General features: G+C 62.9%; 18 protein-coding genes. 1 reads left to right on the top strand and 17 read right to left on the bottom strand.

From position 1 onward, the window contains the following. Window positions 1–6 precede the first annotated feature (6 nt). The 14 genes from RBB32_RS18745 to RBB32_RS18680 form a co-directional block, all read right to left on the bottom strand. Window positions 7–921: a hypothetical protein gene (locus RBB32_RS18745; RefSeq protein WP_306154940.1), complete on the bottom strand. Its 915-nt coding sequence runs from the start codon at window positions 919–921 to the stop codon at window positions 7–9. A gap of 34 nt (window positions 922–955) precedes the next feature. Next, window positions 956–2,167 (bottom strand): NADH-quinone oxidoreductase subunit E, encoded by a 1,212-nt coding sequence (locus tag RBB32_RS18740; RefSeq protein ID WP_306154938.1) that lies wholly within the window; start codon window positions 2,165–2,167, stop codon window positions 956–958. 2 nt (window positions 2,168–2,169) lie between these two features. Next, on the bottom strand, window positions 2,170–2,457 hold the full coding sequence (locus tag RBB32_RS18735) for a hypothetical protein (protein ID WP_306154936.1): 288 nt from the start codon (window positions 2,455–2,457) through the stop codon (window positions 2,170–2,172). Next, complete coding sequence (locus RBB32_RS18730; protein WP_306154988.1) at window positions 2,454–3,671, bottom strand: NADH-quinone oxidoreductase subunit D; 1,218 nt, start codon at window positions 3,669–3,671, stop codon at window positions 2,454–2,456. Before RBB32_RS18730 ends, RBB32_RS18735 begins: the two co-directional genes overlap by 4 nt. After that, a complete protein-coding gene (locus RBB32_RS18725) occupies window positions 3,671–3,850 on the bottom strand; it encodes a hypothetical protein (RefSeq protein WP_306154934.1) in 180 nt (59 codons plus the stop codon). Before RBB32_RS18725 ends, RBB32_RS18730 begins: the two co-directional genes overlap by 1 nt. Continuing rightward, the gene (locus RBB32_RS18720) at window positions 3,850–4,458 is read right to left on the bottom strand and encodes an NADH-quinone oxidoreductase subunit C (RefSeq protein WP_306154932.1); all 609 of its coding nucleotides are present in this window, start codon (window positions 4,456–4,458) and stop codon (window positions 3,850–3,852) included. Before RBB32_RS18720 ends, RBB32_RS18725 begins: the two co-directional genes overlap by 1 nt. 54 nt (window positions 4,459–4,512) lie before the next feature. Then, a complete protein-coding gene (locus RBB32_RS18715) occupies window positions 4,513–5,046 on the bottom strand; it encodes an NADH-quinone oxidoreductase subunit B family protein (RefSeq protein WP_306154930.1) in 534 nt (177 codons plus the stop codon). Further along, window positions 5,037–5,402: an NADH-quinone oxidoreductase subunit A gene (locus RBB32_RS18710; RefSeq protein WP_306154928.1), complete on the bottom strand. Its 366-nt coding sequence runs from the start codon at window positions 5,400–5,402 to the stop codon at window positions 5,037–5,039. The genes RBB32_RS18715 and RBB32_RS18710 overlap by 10 nt, the downstream gene beginning before the upstream one ends. A gap of 269 nt (window positions 5,403–5,671) precedes the next feature. Further along, entirely contained in the window at window positions 5,672–6,454 is a 783-nt protein-coding gene (locus tag RBB32_RS18705) for a crotonase/enoyl-CoA hydratase family protein (protein ID WP_306154926.1), read from the bottom strand. Beyond that, window positions 6,454–7,317: a hydroxymethylglutaryl-CoA lyase gene (locus RBB32_RS18700; RefSeq protein WP_306154924.1), complete on the bottom strand. Its 864-nt coding sequence runs from the start codon at window positions 7,315–7,317 to the stop codon at window positions 6,454–6,456. Before RBB32_RS18700 ends, RBB32_RS18705 begins: the two co-directional genes overlap by 1 nt. Continuing rightward, on the bottom strand, window positions 7,310–7,978 hold the full coding sequence (locus RBB32_RS18695) for a glutathione S-transferase family protein (RefSeq protein ID WP_306154922.1): 669 nt from the start codon (window positions 7,976–7,978) through the stop codon (window positions 7,310–7,312). Before RBB32_RS18695 ends, RBB32_RS18700 begins: the two co-directional genes overlap by 8 nt. Next, entirely contained in the window at window positions 7,975–9,924 is a 1,950-nt protein-coding gene (locus tag RBB32_RS18690; protein ID WP_306154919.1) for a biotin carboxylase N-terminal domain-containing protein, read from the bottom strand. The genes RBB32_RS18695 and RBB32_RS18690 overlap by 4 nt, the downstream gene beginning before the upstream one ends. Window positions 9,925–10,041: 117 nt before the next feature. Beyond that, window positions 10,042–10,983: a nitronate monooxygenase family protein gene (locus RBB32_RS18685; protein WP_306154918.1), complete on the bottom strand. Its 942-nt coding sequence runs from the start codon at window positions 10,981–10,983 to the stop codon at window positions 10,042–10,044. 13 nt (window positions 10,984–10,996) lie between these two features. Beyond that, complete coding sequence (locus tag RBB32_RS18680) at window positions 10,997–12,601, bottom strand: carboxyl transferase domain-containing protein (RefSeq protein ID WP_306154916.1); 1,605 nt, start codon at window positions 12,599–12,601, stop codon at window positions 10,997–10,999. A gap of 161 nt (window positions 12,602–12,762) precedes the next feature. On the opposite strand from RBB32_RS18680, the gene RBB32_RS18675 reads away from it, so the two are divergent. Further along, entirely contained in the window at window positions 12,763–13,377 is a 615-nt protein-coding gene (locus RBB32_RS18675; protein ID WP_306154914.1) for an OmpW family protein, read from the top strand. 68 nt (window positions 13,378–13,445) lie between these two features. Here RBB32_RS18675 and RBB32_RS18670 read toward each other — a convergent pair whose 3' ends face one another. The 3 genes from RBB32_RS18670 to RBB32_RS18660 form a co-directional block, all read right to left on the bottom strand. Continuing rightward, window positions 13,446–15,002 carry an AMP-binding protein gene (locus tag RBB32_RS18670; protein WP_306154913.1) on the bottom strand — a complete coding sequence of 519 codons (1,557 nt, stop codon included), beginning with the start codon at window positions 15,000–15,002 and terminating at the stop codon, window positions 13,446–13,448. Between the two features lie 16 nt (window positions 15,003–15,018). Further along, window positions 15,019–15,480, bottom strand: coding sequence for a lysozyme inhibitor LprI family protein (locus RBB32_RS18665; protein WP_306154911.1), 462 nt, complete (start codon window positions 15,478–15,480; stop codon window positions 15,019–15,021). Between the two features lie 81 nt (window positions 15,481–15,561). Further along, complete coding sequence (locus RBB32_RS18660) at window positions 15,562–16,725, bottom strand: isovaleryl-CoA dehydrogenase (RefSeq protein ID WP_306154908.1); 1,164 nt, start codon at window positions 16,723–16,725, stop codon at window positions 15,562–15,564. Between the last annotated feature and the right edge of the window lie 222 nt (window positions 16,726–16,947).

The raw sequence follows: 16,947 nt of genomic DNA, 5'->3' as shown, positions 1-16,947 counted from the left end.
CATTCCCTAGTAAACGCTGCCGCCTTCGACGCGCTTGGAAAATTCGGTTTCCCCGCCACTGGCAAGGATCTTGGCCTGTTCGACCCAGTTGTCGCGGCTCACCCGGCCTTTGAACCCCTTGAGGTTTGCATCGACCCAAGCCACCTCATCGGGGCCCCAACCGGCGATCTGGTCGAAGTGATAAAAGCCCTTTTCGTTGCACAGCTTCTCAAGCTTCGGACCGACCCCCTTGATCTGTTTAAGGTCATCCGCCTGCCCGTCACGCGGCCCCGACAGCGCCTCGGGGCGCGTGCCTTCATCGCTTCCTTCGCGAACGCCATCGGCATCGTAATCCGGCGTTGCGGTCTCAGCACCGCCTTTGTTGTAGGCCCATTCGCCCTTGCGATTGGCCAGTTCTTCTTCACCCTGCAAAAGGGTCCCGGATGTCACCTTGTCCCCGGCGTCTTCCGCCGCAGCTTTCGCCTCATCGGCAAGATCCTTGCCGCCTGCAACAGCGTCCTGGGCCGCATCCTTTGCCGACTCCCCGGCATCGGTTGCCTTGTCCTTCACCGCGGCAACGGCATCCTTGCCCTTGTCGGCCACGTCCTTGGCCATATCACCCGCGCTGCTGGCAGCTGACCTCGCGGCATCCGCTGTCGCGCTTGCTGCGCCCGATGCCTTTTCGGCCACCGCCGATGCCATGCCCCCGGCGGAACCAGTTTCGCTGGCGCTTTCGGCCGTGCCCTCAACCGAAGCCTTCCCGCCCGAACAAAACAGGCGCGTTGCCACAAGACCGATGAATACCGCCAAGGCCGCCGCTGCCATGAACGCCGCAATAAAGCCGACGCCATCCCAAATGCTCAACAGCAAAACCAGGCCGATCAAAGCGGCCAGTCCCCAGCACACGATACGGCATGGGCTAAACGAAGCAGTATTCGACATCACAAGTACCCCCTGTTATCTCAGACCAGCGCCCTTAATAGACGCCCCCTTTCTTGGCTTTGGCCGAGAACTCAGTCTCTTTGCCATCCGCCAGAAGTTTTGCCTGTTCGACCCAGTTGTCGCGGCTGACCCGGCCCTTGAAACCTTCAAGGTTCTGGTCAACCCACTGCACCTCCTCGTCGCTCCACTTCGCCACTTGATCGAAATGGAAGAAACCCAAATTATGAAGCAGTTGTTCAAGCTTCGGCCCAACCCCCTTGATCATTTTCAGATCATCTGGCCCGGCCTTGCGCGGGGCCTTCATGGTCCTGGGTTTTTTGCCTTCGCCAGACGCCACCGCAGGCTCGGCCGGTTTTTTCACCGGCGCGGGTGCGGCTTTCGCGGTCGGCTTGGCCTTGGTCTTGGCCTGCGCCTCTTCCTTGCTCACGCCGGTTTTGTCCACCTTGGCATTCTTGGCAGGCTTGGGCGCATCCGTCTTGATCTCGGCAGGCGTCTTGCGCACTTTCACCGCCGGATCGGCGGGGCGATGCATCGCCCCCTTGTCGCGCCACGGCGCCAGAAGCGGCACCTCGGTGCCGTCGATCCGCTTTACGGTATCGCCAATCTCGGAGGCCAGTGTCACGCTGGCATTGTATTGCGCCTTGCCGCTGTCAAAATCGGTCAACGCGGTCAGACCCGTCTTCGGCTCCGACGCATAGCGCCCGTTCTGCGGCCCCGGGGTGGGCACCTTGCCCGCCGCCAATTCATCCAGGATCTCGCCCAACCGCGCGGCGGTCAGATCTTCGTAATAGTCCTTGCCGATCTGCGCCATCGGCGCATTGGCACAGGCCCCGAGGCATTCCACCTCTTCCCAGCTGAACTTGCCGTCGGCGGACACCTCGTGCGGGTTCGCGGCAATCTTTTCCTTGCAGACACCGACCAAATCCTCGGCGCCGCAGATCATGCAGGACGTGGTGCCGCAAATCTGGATATGCGCCACGCTGCCAACCGGCTGAAGCTGGAACATGAAATAGAACGATGCCACTTCAAGCGCGCGGATATAGGCAAGGCCCAGCATATCGGCCACCGCTTCGATCGCCGGACGGCTTAGCCACCCCTCTTGCTCCTGCGCGCGCCACAGCAACGGGATAATCGCGCTGGCCTCGCGGCCCTCGGGGTACTTGGCAATCTGCGCCTCGGCCCATGCCTGGTTGGCTTGGGTAAAGGCAAAGCTTTCGGGCTGCTCGTGATGGAGACGTCTCAGCATTCTTAAGCACAGGCTCCTGTGGTCAATTTGACGCCGCTGTCCGGCAGGCGTTCGGCCTTGCCAGTGGTCAGCATGTAAGAGGTGATCGCGGTCGATTGCTCACGGGTCAGGCCCGCCTGAAACTCAACCGGCAAATAATCGGATTCGCCCACCAGTTCACAGCCGATGCTGGCCACGGCAATCTCGTACTCGGCGATATTCTCGGGCGTGGTGCCTTCGGGCGGAATATCACAAGCGGCAAGCGTCAGCAGGCCCAAACCGGCCAAGGCAGGAACAAGAACTTTCTTCACCGGTCAATCTCCCCAAAGACAACATCCATGGTTCCGATAATCGCCGCCACATCGGCCAACTGGTGCCCGCCGGCCACGTAATCCATCGCCTGAAGATGCAAGAACCCCGGCGCCCGCAGCTTGGCGCGATAAGGCCGGTTGGTGCCATCGGCCACCAAGTATACCCCGAACTCGCCCTTGGGGGCCTCGACGGCGGCATAAACCTCGCCTTCGGGAACGTGGAAGCCTTCAGTATAAAGCTTGAAGTGATGGATCAGTGCCTCCATCGAGCGCTTCATCTCACCGCGTTTCGGCGGCGTCACCTTGCCACGGGACAGGATATCGCCCTGCCCCTCGGGCGCACGCAGCTTTTCAATTGCCTGATGGATGATGTGCAGCGATTGGCGCATTTCCTCCATCCGGCACAGGTAACGATCATAGCAATCGCCGTTCTTGCCTACCGGAATCTGGAACTCGAACTCGTCATAGCATTCATAGGGCTGGGCGCGGCGCAAATCCCACGCCATGCCGCTGCCGCGTACCATGACGCCCGAAAAGCCCCATTCCTGAATATCCTGCTCGTTCACCACGCCGATGTCGCAGTTACGCTGCTTGAAAATCCGGTTTTCCGTCAAAAGCCCGTCGATATCATCCAGAACGCGGGGGAAATCCTTTGCCCATTCCTCGATATCGTCCAGCAATTCGGGCGGCAGGTCTTGGTGCACGCCGCCGGGACGGAAATAAGCCGCGTGCAGGCGCGCGCCACAGGCCCGCTCGTAGAACACCATCAGCTTTTCGCGCTCTTCAAAGCCCCAAAGCGGCGGGGTCAGCGCGCCCACGTCCATCGCCTGCGTTGTCACGTTCAGCAGATGGTTCAGGATACGGCCAATCTCGGAATAAAGCACCCGGATCAGGCTGGCGCGGCGCGGCACCTCGACCCCGGTCAGCTTTTCAATGGCCAGACACCAGGCATGTTCCTGGTTCATCGGCGCCACGTAGTCCAGCCGGTCGAAATAAGGCAGGTTCTGCAGGTAGGTGCGGCTTTCCATCAATTTCTCGGTGCCGCGGTGCAACAGGCCGATATGCGGGTCGCACCGCTCGACAATCTCGCCGTCCAGCTCAAGCACAAGGCGCAACACGCCGTGCGCCGCCGGGTGCTGCGGCCCGAAATTGATGTTAAAATTACGGATTTGCTGTTCGCCCGTCAGGGCATCATCGAATTTGGAGCCGTCCATCATGCGTGACCTCCGCCGATCTTGTCACGAAACGCCATGACCCATAGCAGGACAAGCGCCCCAAGCGGAATAATCGCCGCAAGCGCGACCCAATTCGGAATACCGAACTTCGGCAAAAGCCGCCAAAACGGGATGACCAGCAGTACAGCCATGACAATGACAAATAACAAACCGCCCATTACTTCGCCTCCTCGGTCTTCTCATCGCCCGGAAGGATGTATTCGGCACCCTCCCACGGGCTCATGAAATCAAACTGCCGATACTCCTGCACAAGGCTCACGGGTTCATAGACCACCCGCTTTTGCACCTCGTCGTAACGCACCTCGGTATAGCCCGTGGTCGGGAAATCCTTGCGCAGCGGATAGCCCCGGAAGCCATAGTCGGTCAGGATGCGGCGCAAATCGGGGTGCCCGGTGAACAGGATGCCGAACATGTCGAACACTTCCCGCTCGAACCAGTTGGCACTGGGATGAAGACCCGTGATCGAGGGCACCATGTCTTCCTCGCGGCAGGCCACCCGCAGGCGGATGCGCTGGTTCTGGTACATGCTCAGGAAATGATAGACCACGTCAAAACGCTTGGCGCGTTCGGGGTAATCCACCCCGGTAATATCCACCAGCGTTGTGAACCGGCAGGTCGAGTCCGTTTTCAGGAACTCCACCAAGCCCACGATATTAGGCAGCGCCACATGCACGTTCAATTCGCCATGGGTCACATCCCAAGACAGCACACAATCGGGCCGCTTCGCCTCGATATGGGCACCCAGTTCCTTAAGTGCGTTGCTCATCTCTATCGTCCTTTCGCGCGCCCATGCTTCGGCGCGCCGCAAAATTGGCGCGCCTTAGCGCACGATCGTTCCCGTCCGGCGAATTTTCCGCTGCAATTGCATAACGCCGTAAACAAGCGCTTCGGCGGTCGGGGGGCAGCCGGGCACGTAAATGTCCACCGGCACGACCCGGTCACAGCCGCGCACAACACTATAGCTATAGTGGTAATAGCCACCGCCATTGGCACAGGACCCCATCGAGATCACGTAACGCGGCTCGGGCATCTGGTCGTAAACCTTGCGCAGTGCCGGGGCCATCTTGTTGGTCAGCGTACCCGCCACGATCATCAGGTCCGACTGGCGCGGGCTGGCGCGCGGCGCGGTGCCGTACCGCTCAAGGTCATAGCGCGGCATCGAGGTATGCATCATCTCGACCGCACAACAGGCCAGGCCAAAGGTCATCCAGTGCAGGCTGCCCGTCCGGGCCCAGTTGATGATGTCCTCGGTCGACGTGACAAGGAATCCCTTGTCCTGCAACTCGCGATTCAGGGCCTGCGTGGCATGTTCACGATCACCGTCCGCGGTATTCAGTCCGGTCGCTACTCCCATTCCATCGCCCCTTTCTTCCACTCATAGGCAAAGCCTGCCGTCAGCACGCCCAGGAACACCATCATCGACCAAAAGCCCACCATCGAGACATCCTTGAACGCCACGGCCCAAGGAAAGAGCATGGCAATCTCAAGGTCAAAGATGATGAACAGGATCGACACGAGGTAGAATCGCACGTCGAATTTCATCCGTGCGTCATCGAACGCGTTGAACCCGCATTCATAGGCACTCAGCTTCTCGGGGTCCGGGTGACGAACGGCCAACACAACGGCGGCCAGAATAAGAACAAGGCCCAGTCCGATGGCAATCGCCAAGAGGACAAGGATGGGAAGGTATTCCCTCAGCATCTCTTCCACGGGGTGGCTCCTTCCATGCACGCGGCTTGGCGCACATCAAAATGGCTGCGTTCACGTTCCACGGTTTACCCCTGCCCCCCGGTGGGGTCAACCAACGGCAAACACATTCAAAGACGTGAAGGGGTGGATTAATGCACAATGTATGCACTTGTATACAGATTGCGGCACTCCAAAGGGCAATTCACCCGCCCCTCAACCGTGGACACGTCTGTCACGATCCTAATATTAGGACGATTCCCCGGCCTGTCATCCCCCGAATTCGTATCGGATTAACGGATCCACGCTGGCTTGCGTTTGTCGAAAAAGGCGCCGATTCCCTCTGGCGCCTCATCGCCCTCCCAGCAACGGGCCAATTCTGCCACCGTATGGGCGATCAATTCCTCGTCGATCTGCGGCCCCATGTGCCGCAAAAGCGCCTTGGCCCGCGCCACCGCGCCGGGGGCACAGTCCATGTAAGGCGCAACCTCGGCTTCAACCGCGTCGTCCAGCGCCTCGGTGGGCACGGCCCGCGCCAACAGGCCCAGCTCCACCGCCTCCTGCGCATCGAAGCGACGACCCGACATGAAGACCCGCCGCGCCTTGGCCTCTCCCATACGTGCACAAACATAAGGTCCGATGGTCGCCGGGATCAGGCCCAACCGCGTTTCGGTCAACCCCATCAGGATCGCATCGGCCCCAACCGCCACATCGCAAACACTGGCCAACCCGACACCACCACCAAAGGCATTGCCGTGCAAACGGCCAATCAAGGGCTTGGGCATGGTATTAAGCGCCTGCAACATATGCGCCAGTTTTGCCGCCTCGGTCGACCGTACCGCGGGGTCCGCCTCGAACTGCTCGCGCATCCAGCCCAGATCGCCCCCGGCGCAGAAGGTTTTGCCCTCGGCCGCCAGTACGACCACGCGCACGGTATCGTCCGCGCCCAGCTCCTTCGCGGCCGCATGCAACTCCGCGATCATCTGCGCCGACATGGCATTATGCTTTTCCGACCGCGCAAGCCAAAGCGTGGCCACACCCCGCGCATCGCGCTCAATCCTGATTGTCTCGTACATCACGCCTCTCCCTCGGCCCGCATGGCCCGCGCCTTATCCGCCGCCTTTTCCAATACATCCCGGTCAAGCCCGGTCTCATAGCCCAGCGCGATCAGCCGGTCATGCACCGCCTCGGTGGCCACGTTGCCCGCGGCCCCCGGCGCATAGGGGCACCCGCCCAAACCGCCGACCGCCGCATCAAACACCCGCAGGCCCCGCGCCAGCGACGCCTCGATATTGTCCAGCGCCCGGCCTGCCGTGTCGTGAAAATGCCCGGCCAAACGCTGCGCCGGCATGACCTCCAGAACCGCACCAAGCATCGCGTCCACGCGCTCGGGGTGTCCCTGGCCGACGGTGTCGCCAAGGCTCACCTCGTAACAGCCCATTTCGAAAAGCGCCCCGGCCACCCGCGCCACGGCCTCGGGCGCGACCTCGCCGTCATAAGGGCAATCCGTCACGCAGGAGACATAGCCGCGCACCGGAATCCCCGCCGCCTTCGCGGCCTCGGCAACCGGCGCGAACCGCTCAAGGCTTTCCTCGATCGTCGCGTTGATATTGGCGCGTGAAAACCCTTCCGAGGCCGACCCGAAAATCGCCACCTCGTCGGCCTTGGCCGCCCTTGCCCCGTCAAAGCCACGCATATTCGGCGTCAAGGCCGCGTAAGAGACCCCCGGCGCCCGGATGATCCCGGCCAATACCTCGGCGCTATCGGCCATCTGCGGCACCCATTTGGGGCTGACGAAACTCGCCACTTCAATGCGTGAAAACCCCGCGCCGCTCAGGCAATCCACCAAGGCGATCTTTTCCGCCGTGGGAATCTGCCGCGCCTCGTTTTGCAGCCCATCGCGCGGACCGACTTCGAATATCTCAACCCGCTCAGCCATCCCAAACCTCATAAAATTCCTGTTCGTAAATCAACGCGCTTTCCGGCCCCGGCCAGCACTTGGCGAATGTCTCGCGCTCGGTGATCCGCTCGTACCACGCTTGCACCTCCGCAAAGCCCTCCAGCGGTGCAAAACGCTTGGCCATGTAAACGGCCTGCCCCACCGCGATGTCACAGGCCGAAAAACCGCTGGTCAAAAGGTAATCGCGGTTTTCCACCGGCGTCGACAACCGCGCCTCGATCGCCTCGTAACATTTTCGCAGGCGCGACGCCTCAAGTTTCATGATGATCGGGCTGCGCATGGCATCTTCATAAAGCATGATATGCTGCTGCGTCAGCGCCGCGACGTGCTGACTCACCGTCTCGGCAAAATGCACCCAAACCAACCAGGCCATCCGGTCCATATCTCCCGGCGCCCGGCCAAGGCCCCGCTCGGGGAAACGCTCGCAAAGGTATTCGATCATGGCGCCCGACTCGAACATCCGCTCGCCCTCGATCTCCAGCGCCGGCACCCGCCCCGCGGGCGACAGCGTCAGGAACTCCGGCTGGCGCAAACTCTTGTCAAAGGCATGTTCCACGACCTGGAAGTCGACCTCCAATTCATGCAACAGCCAAAGCACTCTCATCGAGCGGCTTTGCGGAACGTGGTGAAGCGTGATCATGCCGCCGCCTCCCCGTCTTCGGCCAGCTTGATCAAGGCCGCACCGGCCTCCACCTGCGCGCCTTCCTCGACCAGCACCGCCTCGACCGTTCCGTCGCGCGCCGCCAGAAGCGAATGCTCCATCTTCATCGCCTCCAACACCGCCAGCCTGTCGCCCTCGGCCACCTGCTGCCCCGGTTGCGCCAGAACGGCCTTCACCAGCCCCGGCATCGGTGCCTCGATCAAATCCATGTCGCCACCGGCCATGGCATCACGCACCAGCGGGTCAATCACCTCGAAGGCCAACCCGTATTGCGAAAAGACCGTCACCAGTTCACCGGTCACCGCAACGTCCGGGGCAACCTGATCGCCCAGCATCCAGCGCCCGCCGATCCGGCGCGCTTCGATAAGCTCACCGCCCACTTCGACGTCATGGGCATTCGCCCCCCGGCCATGCACGTATACGGTCACATCCTCGCCCTCGTGCCGCAATTGCACCGCCCGGCGCAGTGGGGCCCAAAGGGCAAACCCCGTGGCAGGGGCCTGTACCTCCAGCAACCCAAGGGCGGCCAACCCGGCCAAAGCCACCTCATGCGCCCCGGCCTGCGGGGCCACGACCAATGCCTCCAGGTCCCGGGCAATCAGCCCGGTGTCCACATTGCCCTTGGCAAAACCCGCATGCCCCGCCAAGGCCCCAAGAAAGGCCAGGTTGGTCACCGTGCCCGCCACCTCGCAACGCTCAAGCGCACGCGCCAGCTTGCGCAGGGCCGCGGCCCGGCTTGGCCCATGGGTGATCAACTTGGCGATCATCGGGTCGTAAAAGGGCGAGATTTCATCGCCCGTCCGCACCCCGCTGTCCGACCGTGTCCCCCCGGGGAACGCCAGGTGCGCCAAACGCCCCGTGGCGGGCAGGAACCCCTTCGGCACATCCTCGGCATAAAGCCGCGCCTCGAAGGCATGGCCGGTGATCCGCAACTCATCCTGCCGCTTGGGCAGGCCCTCCCCACTGGCCACACGCAACTGCCATTCCACAAGGTCAACACCGGTGATCGCCTCGGTCACCGGGTGTTCCACCTGCAACCGCGTGTTCATTTCCATGAACCAAAAGCCGTCAGGCCGCAGGCCCCCGCTGCCATCCACGATAAACTCGACCGTGCCAGCACCCTTGTAGCCAATGGCCTCGGCTGCGCGCACCGCCGCGTCCCCCATGGCCGCGCGCATCTCCCCGGTCATCCCCGGCGCCGGGGCCTCCTCGATCACCTTCTGGTGCCGCCGCTGCAACGAGCAATCCCGCTCGAACAGGTGCACGGCGCGTTCACCGTCGCCAAACACCTGCACCTCGATATGGCGCGGCTGCTGCACGAATTTCTCGATCAGGACATCGGAGTTGCCAAAGGCCGTTGCCGCCTCGCCCTGCGCACTCGCCAAGGCATCGGCAAAATCTTCGGGCTTTTCGACAAGGCGCATGCCCTTGCCGCCGCCGCCCGCCACGGCCTTGATCAACACCGGATAGCCAATCGCCCCGGCCTGCTCGGCCAAATACCCGGGCTCCTGGTTTTCGCCGTGATAGCCGGGCACCACCGGCACGCCTGCCTCCTCCATCAAGGCCTTGGCCGCATCCTTGAGGCCCATGGCCCGAATGGCCTCTGCCGAAGGCCCGATAAAGATCAGCCCAGCCGCCTCAACGTCCGCCACGAACTCCGGGTTCTCCGACAGGAACCCATAGCCCGGATGGATCGCCTGCGCGCCCGTCTCAAGCGCCGCCGCGATGATCGCCTCCCCGCGCAAGTAACTCTCTGCCGGGGCCGAGCCGCCGATATGGATCGCCACATCGGCCATCTGCACATGCTTGGCGCCCCGATCCGCATCCGAGTAAACCGCCACCACGCGTACCCCCATGTCCCGCGCGGTCTCCATCACCCGGCAGGCAATCTCGCCCCGGTTGGCAATCAGGATCGTGTCAAACATCTCGTCTCTCCCATCCGCCAAGGCCATTCAGCCCCGCTTCATCTTTCCCAAAATACTCCCGCCGGAGGCATCCGGGGCGCGCCAAGGGCACCACCGGCCCGATCACTCCGCCCAGCCCTACCATCGGTCCAACGCCACCCGCGCCTCTTGCACCATGGCCGCGACAATCTCCGCCGCAGGCTGGACGCTACGGATCAACCCCACGGCCTCTCCCGCAATCGCCGGCGCGCCCTCGGCATCGCCCTCGGCCACGGATTTGGCATAAGCCGCCCGCGCCTCATCGGTGGCCGGCCCGCCCGGCACGGCCTCCCAGTCACGCAGCCACGTATTGCGCAGGGTGCGAATGGTAAAAGGCTTGGGCCAATCCAGCCCCCGGGCGATATCGGGCAGGCTGCTGCGCTGCGTGGCATCGCCCGTCGCCTCCAGTGCGGCACGCTGGAAACCCTCCGCCACAAGGGCCTCTTCGGCGGCCCAGAACCGCGTGCCCACAAGCACCCCGTCGGCCCCCAGCATCAAGGCCGCGGCCAGGCCCCGGCCATCGGCAATCCCGCCCGCGGCCAGAACCAGCGCATCGGCGCCCACGGCATCTGCCACTTCGGGGACCAAGCTCATGGTTCCGCGCGTCGCCCCATGGCCCCCGGCCTCGGTGCCTTGGGCAACGATCACCTCGGCGCCCGCATCGCGCGCCGCCTTCGCCCCGGCCAGGTCTTGGACTTGCACGAAACTCGGCACCCCCGCCGCCTTGGCCCGCGCCACGTAGGGCGCGGCCTCGCCAAAGGACAAGAACACCGCCGCAGGCCCGCGCGCCAAGACACTGTCGAACAGGCCCGGGTCCGCCTGATCCAGGGCCCAGGTGATAAAGCCACAGCCAACAGGCCGGTTGCCCGCCTCGGAAAACTGCGCCGCGATCCAATCGGCATCGCAATAGCCGCCACCGATGAAGCCAAGCCCCCCGGCCTCGCTCACCGCGCCCGCCAGACGCCCACCCGCCGCCATGGCCATGGGCGCACTGACGATCGGGGCTGTTAGGCCAAATTTCTCGGTCAGACGTGTTTGCACGGCCTCTGCTCCCTTACATCCGGAACACGCCAAACCGCGTGTCTTCAATCGGCGCATTCAAGGCCGCCCGCAGGCTCAGGTTCAACACCTCCCGGCTTTTGCGCGGATCGACGATCCCATCGTCCCACAACCGCGCACTGGCATACAATGGATGGCTTTGGCGTTCGAACATCTCAACCGTGGGCCGCTTGAACTCGGCCTCCTCCTCGGCTGACCATTCCCCGCCCTTGCGCTCGATCGCATCGCGCTTGACGGTGGCCAGAACCCCCGCCGCCTGTTCGCCGCCCATCACCGAAATCCGGCTATTGGGCCATGTCCACATAAAGCGCGGCTGATAGGCACGACCGGCCATGCCATAGTTGCCCGCACCGAAACTGCCGCCGACAACCATGGTCACCTTGGGTACATTGGTGGTCGCCACCGCCGTTACCATCTTCGCGCCATGCCGGGCGATGCCTTCGTTCTCGTACCGGCGCCCAACCATGAAGCCGGTGATATTCTGCAGGAATACCAAGGGGATATGCCGCTGACTGCACAGTTCCACGAAATGCGCGCCCTTCTGCGCCGCCTCGCTGAAAAGCACGCCGTTGTTGGCAATGATCCCCACCGGGCAGCCCTCCACATGGGCAAAGCCACAGACCAAGGTTTCGCCGAACCGCGCCTTGAACTCGTCAAAGCGTGACCCATCGACGACGCGTGCGATCACCTCGCGAATGTCATAGGGCGTGCGCAGGTCCGCCGGCACCACGCCAAACAGCTCTTCGGGGTCATAGGCCGGGGCCTCGGGGGTCTGAAACTGAACGCCCGCCTGATTGGCCACGCCCAGATTGCCCACCGCCCGCCGTGCCAGCGCCAGCGCATGCGCATCATCCTCGGCCAGGTAATCCGCGACACCCGACAGGCGCGTATGCACATCGCCGCCGCCCAAGTCCTCGGCGCTCACCACCTCGCCGGTGGCGGCCTTCACCAAGGGCGGCCCGGCCAGGAAAATAGTGCCCTGTTCCTTCACGATGATTGTCACATCGCTCATCGCGGGCACATAGGCCCCGCCCGCGGTACAAGACCCCATGACAACGGCAATCTGCGGAATGCCCTTGGCGCTCATCTGCGCCTGGTTGTAGAAAATCCGCCCGAAATGATCGCGGTCCGGGAATACCTCGTCTTGGTTGGGCAGGTTCGCCCCGCCGCTATCCACCAGGTAAATGCACGGCAGGTGGCATTCCTCGGCGATCTCCTGCGCGCGCAGGTGCTTCTTGACCGTCATCGGGTAATAGGTGCCGCCCTTTACCGTGGCGTCATTGCAAACAACCATCACGTCACGGCCCTGCACCCGGCCCACACCGGCGATCACCCCGGCACAGGGCGCGGCCCCGTCATAAAGCCCATGCGCCGCCGTGGCGCCGACCTCCAGAAACGGGCTTCCCGGATCCAGCAGGTTCGCCACCCGCTCGCGCGGCAGCATCTTACCGCGCCCGACATGCCGCTCCCGCGCGGCCTCACCGCCCCCGGCAGCGGCCAATGCGGCGGCCTCTTCGGCCACGCGCAGGGCTTCAAGATGCCCCTCGCGGTTGGCCTTGAACTCATCTGATGCCGGAATCGCCTTCGATTGCAGTTTCATCCCGTTCCTCGCTTGCTCTGGCCGCCCTCGGCCCACCAATATGTTGTATTTTTGCCGCAGCGCAGCACGGCCCGCACAACTTGACCCAAATCAAGGCGACTCGTCCACCTCGGGCGCACAACCCGCCGTGAAGGACGCGCATGAATAGAAAGAAAAAGACCATGAAGACGATCACAGCCCTCACTCTCGCCACGGCGCTCACCGCTGTCGCCGCCCCGGCCCTCGCGCAGGAAAAAGGCGATATGACCCTCGGTCTGGGTCTGCACTACATCCAGCCGACCGATAGCTACAGCACCACCGCCGCAGGCAACCTGCGGGTCGACGGGGCCGCGCGCCCCACGCTGACCTTCGAGTACTTCATCGCCGATAACGTCGGGGTCGAGGTTCTGGCCGCCACGCCCTTCGAACATGACATCGAACTGCAAGGCACCGGCGACGTTGCCAAAACCAAGCACCTGCCGCCCACGATCTCGCTGCAATACCACTTCACCAACAATTCCAGCATGACCCCCTTCATCGGTGCGGGTATCAACTACACCCACTTCTGGGATGAGGCCGGCACCGGCGCCCTCACCGGCACGCCCGTCAGCCTTGACAGCAGCTGGGGCTATGCCCTGCACGCCGGCGTCGACTTCGCAGTCAGTGAAAAGGCCGCCATCCGGGCCGACATCCGTTACATGGACATCGAAACCGATGCCACCGTCGGCGGCGCGGCCATCGGCAAGGTCAAGATCGACCCGATCGTCGTGGGCATGGCCTACGTGATGAAATTCTGATCTCTTACCGGGGACAGTAAGCAAGGGGCCGACCATCGCGTCGGCCCTTTTTTCATGCAATCGCCCCATCATGGGCGGGCCTCATCCATCGCCCGCGCCTTCAATTCCTTGCGGATCACCTTTCCGGTAACCGTCATCGGCAAGGCCTCCAGAAACTCGATCTCACGCGGATAGGAATACTGCGCCAAGCGCGCCTTGACATAATCGCGCAAGGCCGCGGCCAAATCCTCGCTGGCCTCATGCCCGGTTTTCAACACGACATAGGCCTTCACAACCTCGGTCCGCAGCGGGTCGGGCTTGCCAACAACACCCACCGTCGCCACGGCCTCGTGGGTCATCAGGCAATCTTCGATTTCCCCCGGGCCAATCCGATAGCCCGCCGAGGTGATGACATCATCCTCGCGCCCCACGAACCGCAGATAGCCTTCGTCCCAAGTCCCGCGATCCCCAGTCAGCATCCAATCGCCGCGAAACTTCTCTGCTGTCGCCTCGGGCTTGTTCCAGTATTCAAGCATCATGCTGGCCGCACCGCGCCGAATGGCGATATCGCCCTCGCCATCGGTTACCGCGCCAGTCTCGTCAATAATTCCAATCTCGAAGCCCGGCACCGGCTTGCCAATACAGCCCGGGCGCGGCGCGAACAGGTCATTGCAGCTGCTGGCCACCATGTTGCACTCGGTCTGGCCGTAAAACTCGTTGATCGTCACGCCAAAGGCACCCCGGCCCCATTGCAACATTTCCGCCCCCAAAGGCTCACCGCCGCTGGCCACGCTGCGCAATCCTTCGATCCGCAGGTCCGCGGCCTTCAACATCCGCAAGGCGGTGGGCGGGAAAAACACGTTGCGCACCGCTCCTTCGCGCACGATCCGGGCGCACTCTTCCGGCGTGAACTTGGCCAGCCGCGCCGCCACCACCGGCACGCCCAGCGCCAGCCCCGGCATCAGCACATCGAACAACCCACCGATCCACGCCCAATCCGCCGGGGTCCAAAGGCAATCGCCCTCTTGGCCAAGGAAATCATGGCTCATCTCGACCCCGGGCAAATGCCCGGTCAACATCCGATGGCCGTGCAGGGCCCCCTTGGGGCTGCCGGTGGTGCCGCTGGTATAGATCAAAACCGCCGGATCCTCCGGGCCGGTCTGCGCGGGCTCGAACGAACGATCATCAAGCGTCAGGTCTTCGGGCAACAGGGGCTTTGCCGTCATACCTTCCAGCATCGCCGCACCCGCCGCATCGCTCACAACCCATGCCGCCCCGGCATCGCCCAAACGGCTTTCCAGGGCATCATGCCGAAACAGCTTGAACAACGGGATCGAGATCGCCCCCAGCTTCCAGATGGCAATATGTGCGGCGGCACACCAGGCATCCTGGCTGCGCAAGACACCCACCCGGTCCCCGCGCACCACGCCGCGCGCCTGCAATTCGCGGGCCAGCCCATCGGCCATCCGGCGCAACCGGCCATAGGTGACCTCTTCACGCCCTTCACCCAGGTCGATGATCGCCACACGATCCGGGTCACGCGCGGCCCAGTCGTCGCAAGACTGCACGGCCATGTTCAACCGCCCGGGCACATCCCAACGAAACCGCGCCGTCAGCACGTCATAGGTTTCGCCCCGGTTCAGCATGGCCGCCCCGCCAAAACTACTTGTTGAGTGCGTAATAGAATTCCACCGCACGCTTCGCCGTGAGGTCGCGCTGACATTCGGCCGCGAATATCACCCGGATCGTTCCGCCGCGCCACTCGTCGTAAACGCGCTGACACTCCGCATCCCGCTCCTTGATCCATTGCCGTTGCGCGTCCAACAACCGGTTCCAGCTTCCATCGGCCTGCGCCCGCTCTTTCATCGGTTTCCACCACGCATTGAGCAGATGATCCCACGCCGCCGTTTCCCGCATGATACAGTCGGCGATTTCTATGGTCGTCTTGCTGCGGCAGGCGCCGTCGATGATCCCGACACACCCGCCGATCACGCGCTCCTGCGGGGCGCCTTTTGAATAATTGCGAACGCATTCCTCGATTTGCGCAACGTCCGACCGGCTCGCGGTTTGCGCATGGGCCATCAAAGGCAAGATCAGGGTGAAACAAAGCGTAATCCAGCGCATGGCAATCTCCTTGGCAGTGCGGCACGACAGGCCGCAAAGTACCACGGATCGCGTCCCGCACACAGATGCGATGCGGTTGGATCACGCCATGGCTCCCATCAATTCGCGGCCCACCAGCATACGGCGAATCTCGCTGGTGCCCGCGCCGATCTCCATCAGCTTGGCATCGCGGAAAATCCGTGCCACCGGCGCATCGTTCAGGAACCCGGCGCCGCCCATGGCCTGCACCGCCTGATGCGCCTGCACCATGGCCTGCTCGCTGGCATAAAGACAGCAGGCCGCGGCATCCTGCCGTGTCACATCGCCCCGGTCACAGGCCTTGGCCACCTCGTAGACATAGGCCCGCGCGCTGTTCATCGCCGTGTACATATCGGCGATCTTGCCCTGCATAAGCTGGAAATTCCCGATCGGCTGCCCGAACTGCTTGCGCTCGGCCATATAGGGCATGATCTCGTCCAGACAGGCGGCCATGATGCCCGTCCCGATCCCGGCCAGAACCACGCGCTCGTAATCCAGGCCCGACATCAGAACGCGCACGCCCTTGCCTTCCTCGCCCAGCACGTTTTCAAACGGCACGTCCACATCGTCGAAAATCAACTCGGCGGTGTTGCTGCCCCGCATGCCCAGCTTGTCGAAATGCGGGCTGGTCGAAAACCCGGTCATCTCCTTCTCGATCAGGAAGGCGGTGATCCCCTTGGCCCCGGCCTCCGGGTCGGTCTTGGCATAAACCACCAGGGTATCGGCATCCGGCCCGTTGGTGATCCAGTACTTGTTGCCATTCAACTTGTAATGATCGTTGCGCTTTTCCGCGCGCAGCTTCATCGACACCACGTCGCTGCCCGCGCCCGCCTCGGACATGGCCAAGGCGCCCACATGCTCACCGCTGATCAGCTTGGGAAGATACTTGGCCTTTTGCTCGTCATTGCCATTCAGCTTGATCTGATTGACGCAAAGGTTCGAATGCGCCCCATAAGATAGCGACACACTGGCCGAGGCCCGCGCGATCTCCTCCACCGCGATGACATGCGCCAGGTAAGACATTTCCGCCCCGCCATATTCCTCGGGCGAGGTAATCCCCAAAAGTCCCAGCTCGCCCATCTCGGTCCACAGCTCGTTGGGAAAGACGTTCTTGTCGTCGATCTCGGCGGCCATGGGCTTCACCCGCTCCTGCGCCCACCGATGAACCATCTCCCGCAGGGCGTTCACATCCTCGCCCAAATCAAATTGCATCACCGCGTTGAACATCGCGCCCCGCCTCCCGCTTCTGGCATTTATTGAACACTTGTTCATTTTATAGCCACAATCAGCGAGTCGGGTCAATCCCGCGCGCAAACAGCCTGCCCGCCCTCACCCGGGCAGGCATGCGGCCCCGGCCCTTCTTCTTTTTCATAAATATCCAGTCCGTCGCTGACGTGTAAGTATGTTTGCGGGCGGGAGCTCGTAAGTATCCGGATGCTCTGATTGCTC

The organism is Roseovarius sp. MMSF_3281, from assembly GCF_030733685.1.
Lineage (GTDB): Bacteria > Pseudomonadota > Alphaproteobacteria > Rhodobacterales > Rhodobacteraceae > Roseovarius.
This window is presented reverse-complemented; position numbering and strand designations above follow the sequence as displayed.

Bases quoted from the DNA above. Each gene is read 5' to 3' on its own strand.
- RBB32_RS18725 (WP_306154934.1), bottom strand. From the start codon at position 3,850: ATGGGCGGTTTGTTATTTGTCATTGTCATGGCTGTACTGCTGGTCATC.
- RBB32_RS18745 (WP_306154940.1), bottom strand. From the start codon at position 921: ATGTCGAATACTGCTTCGTTTAGCCCATGCCGTATCGTGTGCTGGGGA.
- RBB32_RS18715 (WP_306154930.1), bottom strand. From the start codon at position 5,046: ATGGGAGTAGCGACCGGACTGAATACCGCGGACGGTGATCGTGAACAT.
- RBB32_RS18670 (WP_306154913.1), bottom strand. From the start codon at position 15,002: ATGCTGAACCGGGGCGAAACCTATGACGTGCTGACGGCGCGGTTTCGT.
- RBB32_RS18740 (WP_306154938.1), bottom strand. From the start codon at position 2,167: ATGCTGAGACGTCTCCATCACGAGCAGCCCGAAAGCTTTGCCTTTACC.
- RBB32_RS18665 (WP_306154911.1), bottom strand. From the start codon at position 15,480: ATGCGCTGGATTACGCTTTGTTTCACCCTGATCTTGCCTTTGATGGCC.
- RBB32_RS18700 (WP_306154924.1), bottom strand. From the start codon at position 7,317: ATGGCTGAGCGGGTTGAGATATTCGAAGTCGGTCCGCGCGATGGGCTG.
- RBB32_RS18705 (WP_306154926.1), bottom strand. From the start codon at position 6,454: ATGTACGAGACAATCAGGATTGAGCGCGATGCGCGGGGTGTGGCCACG.
- RBB32_RS18695 (WP_306154922.1), bottom strand. From the start codon at position 7,978: ATGATCACGCTTCACCACGTTCCGCAAAGCCGCTCGATGAGAGTGCTT.
- RBB32_RS18720 (WP_306154932.1), bottom strand. From the start codon at position 4,458: ATGAGCAACGCACTTAAGGAACTGGGTGCCCATATCGAGGCGAAGCGG.
- RBB32_RS18690 (WP_306154919.1), bottom strand. From the start codon at position 9,924: ATGTTTGACACGATCCTGATTGCCAACCGGGGCGAGATTGCCTGCCGG.
- RBB32_RS18660 (WP_306154908.1), bottom strand. From the start codon at position 16,725: ATGTTCAACGCGGTGATGCAATTTGATTTGGGCGAGGATGTGAACGCC.
- RBB32_RS18730 (WP_306154988.1), bottom strand. From the start codon at position 3,671: ATGGACGGCTCCAAATTCGATGATGCCCTGACGGGCGAACAGCAAATC.
- RBB32_RS18675 (WP_306154914.1), top strand. From the start codon at position 12,763: ATGAAGACGATCACAGCCCTCACTCTCGCCACGGCGCTCACCGCTGTC.
- RBB32_RS18680 (WP_306154916.1), bottom strand. From the start codon at position 12,601: ATGAAACTGCAATCGAAGGCGATTCCGGCATCAGATGAGTTCAAGGCC.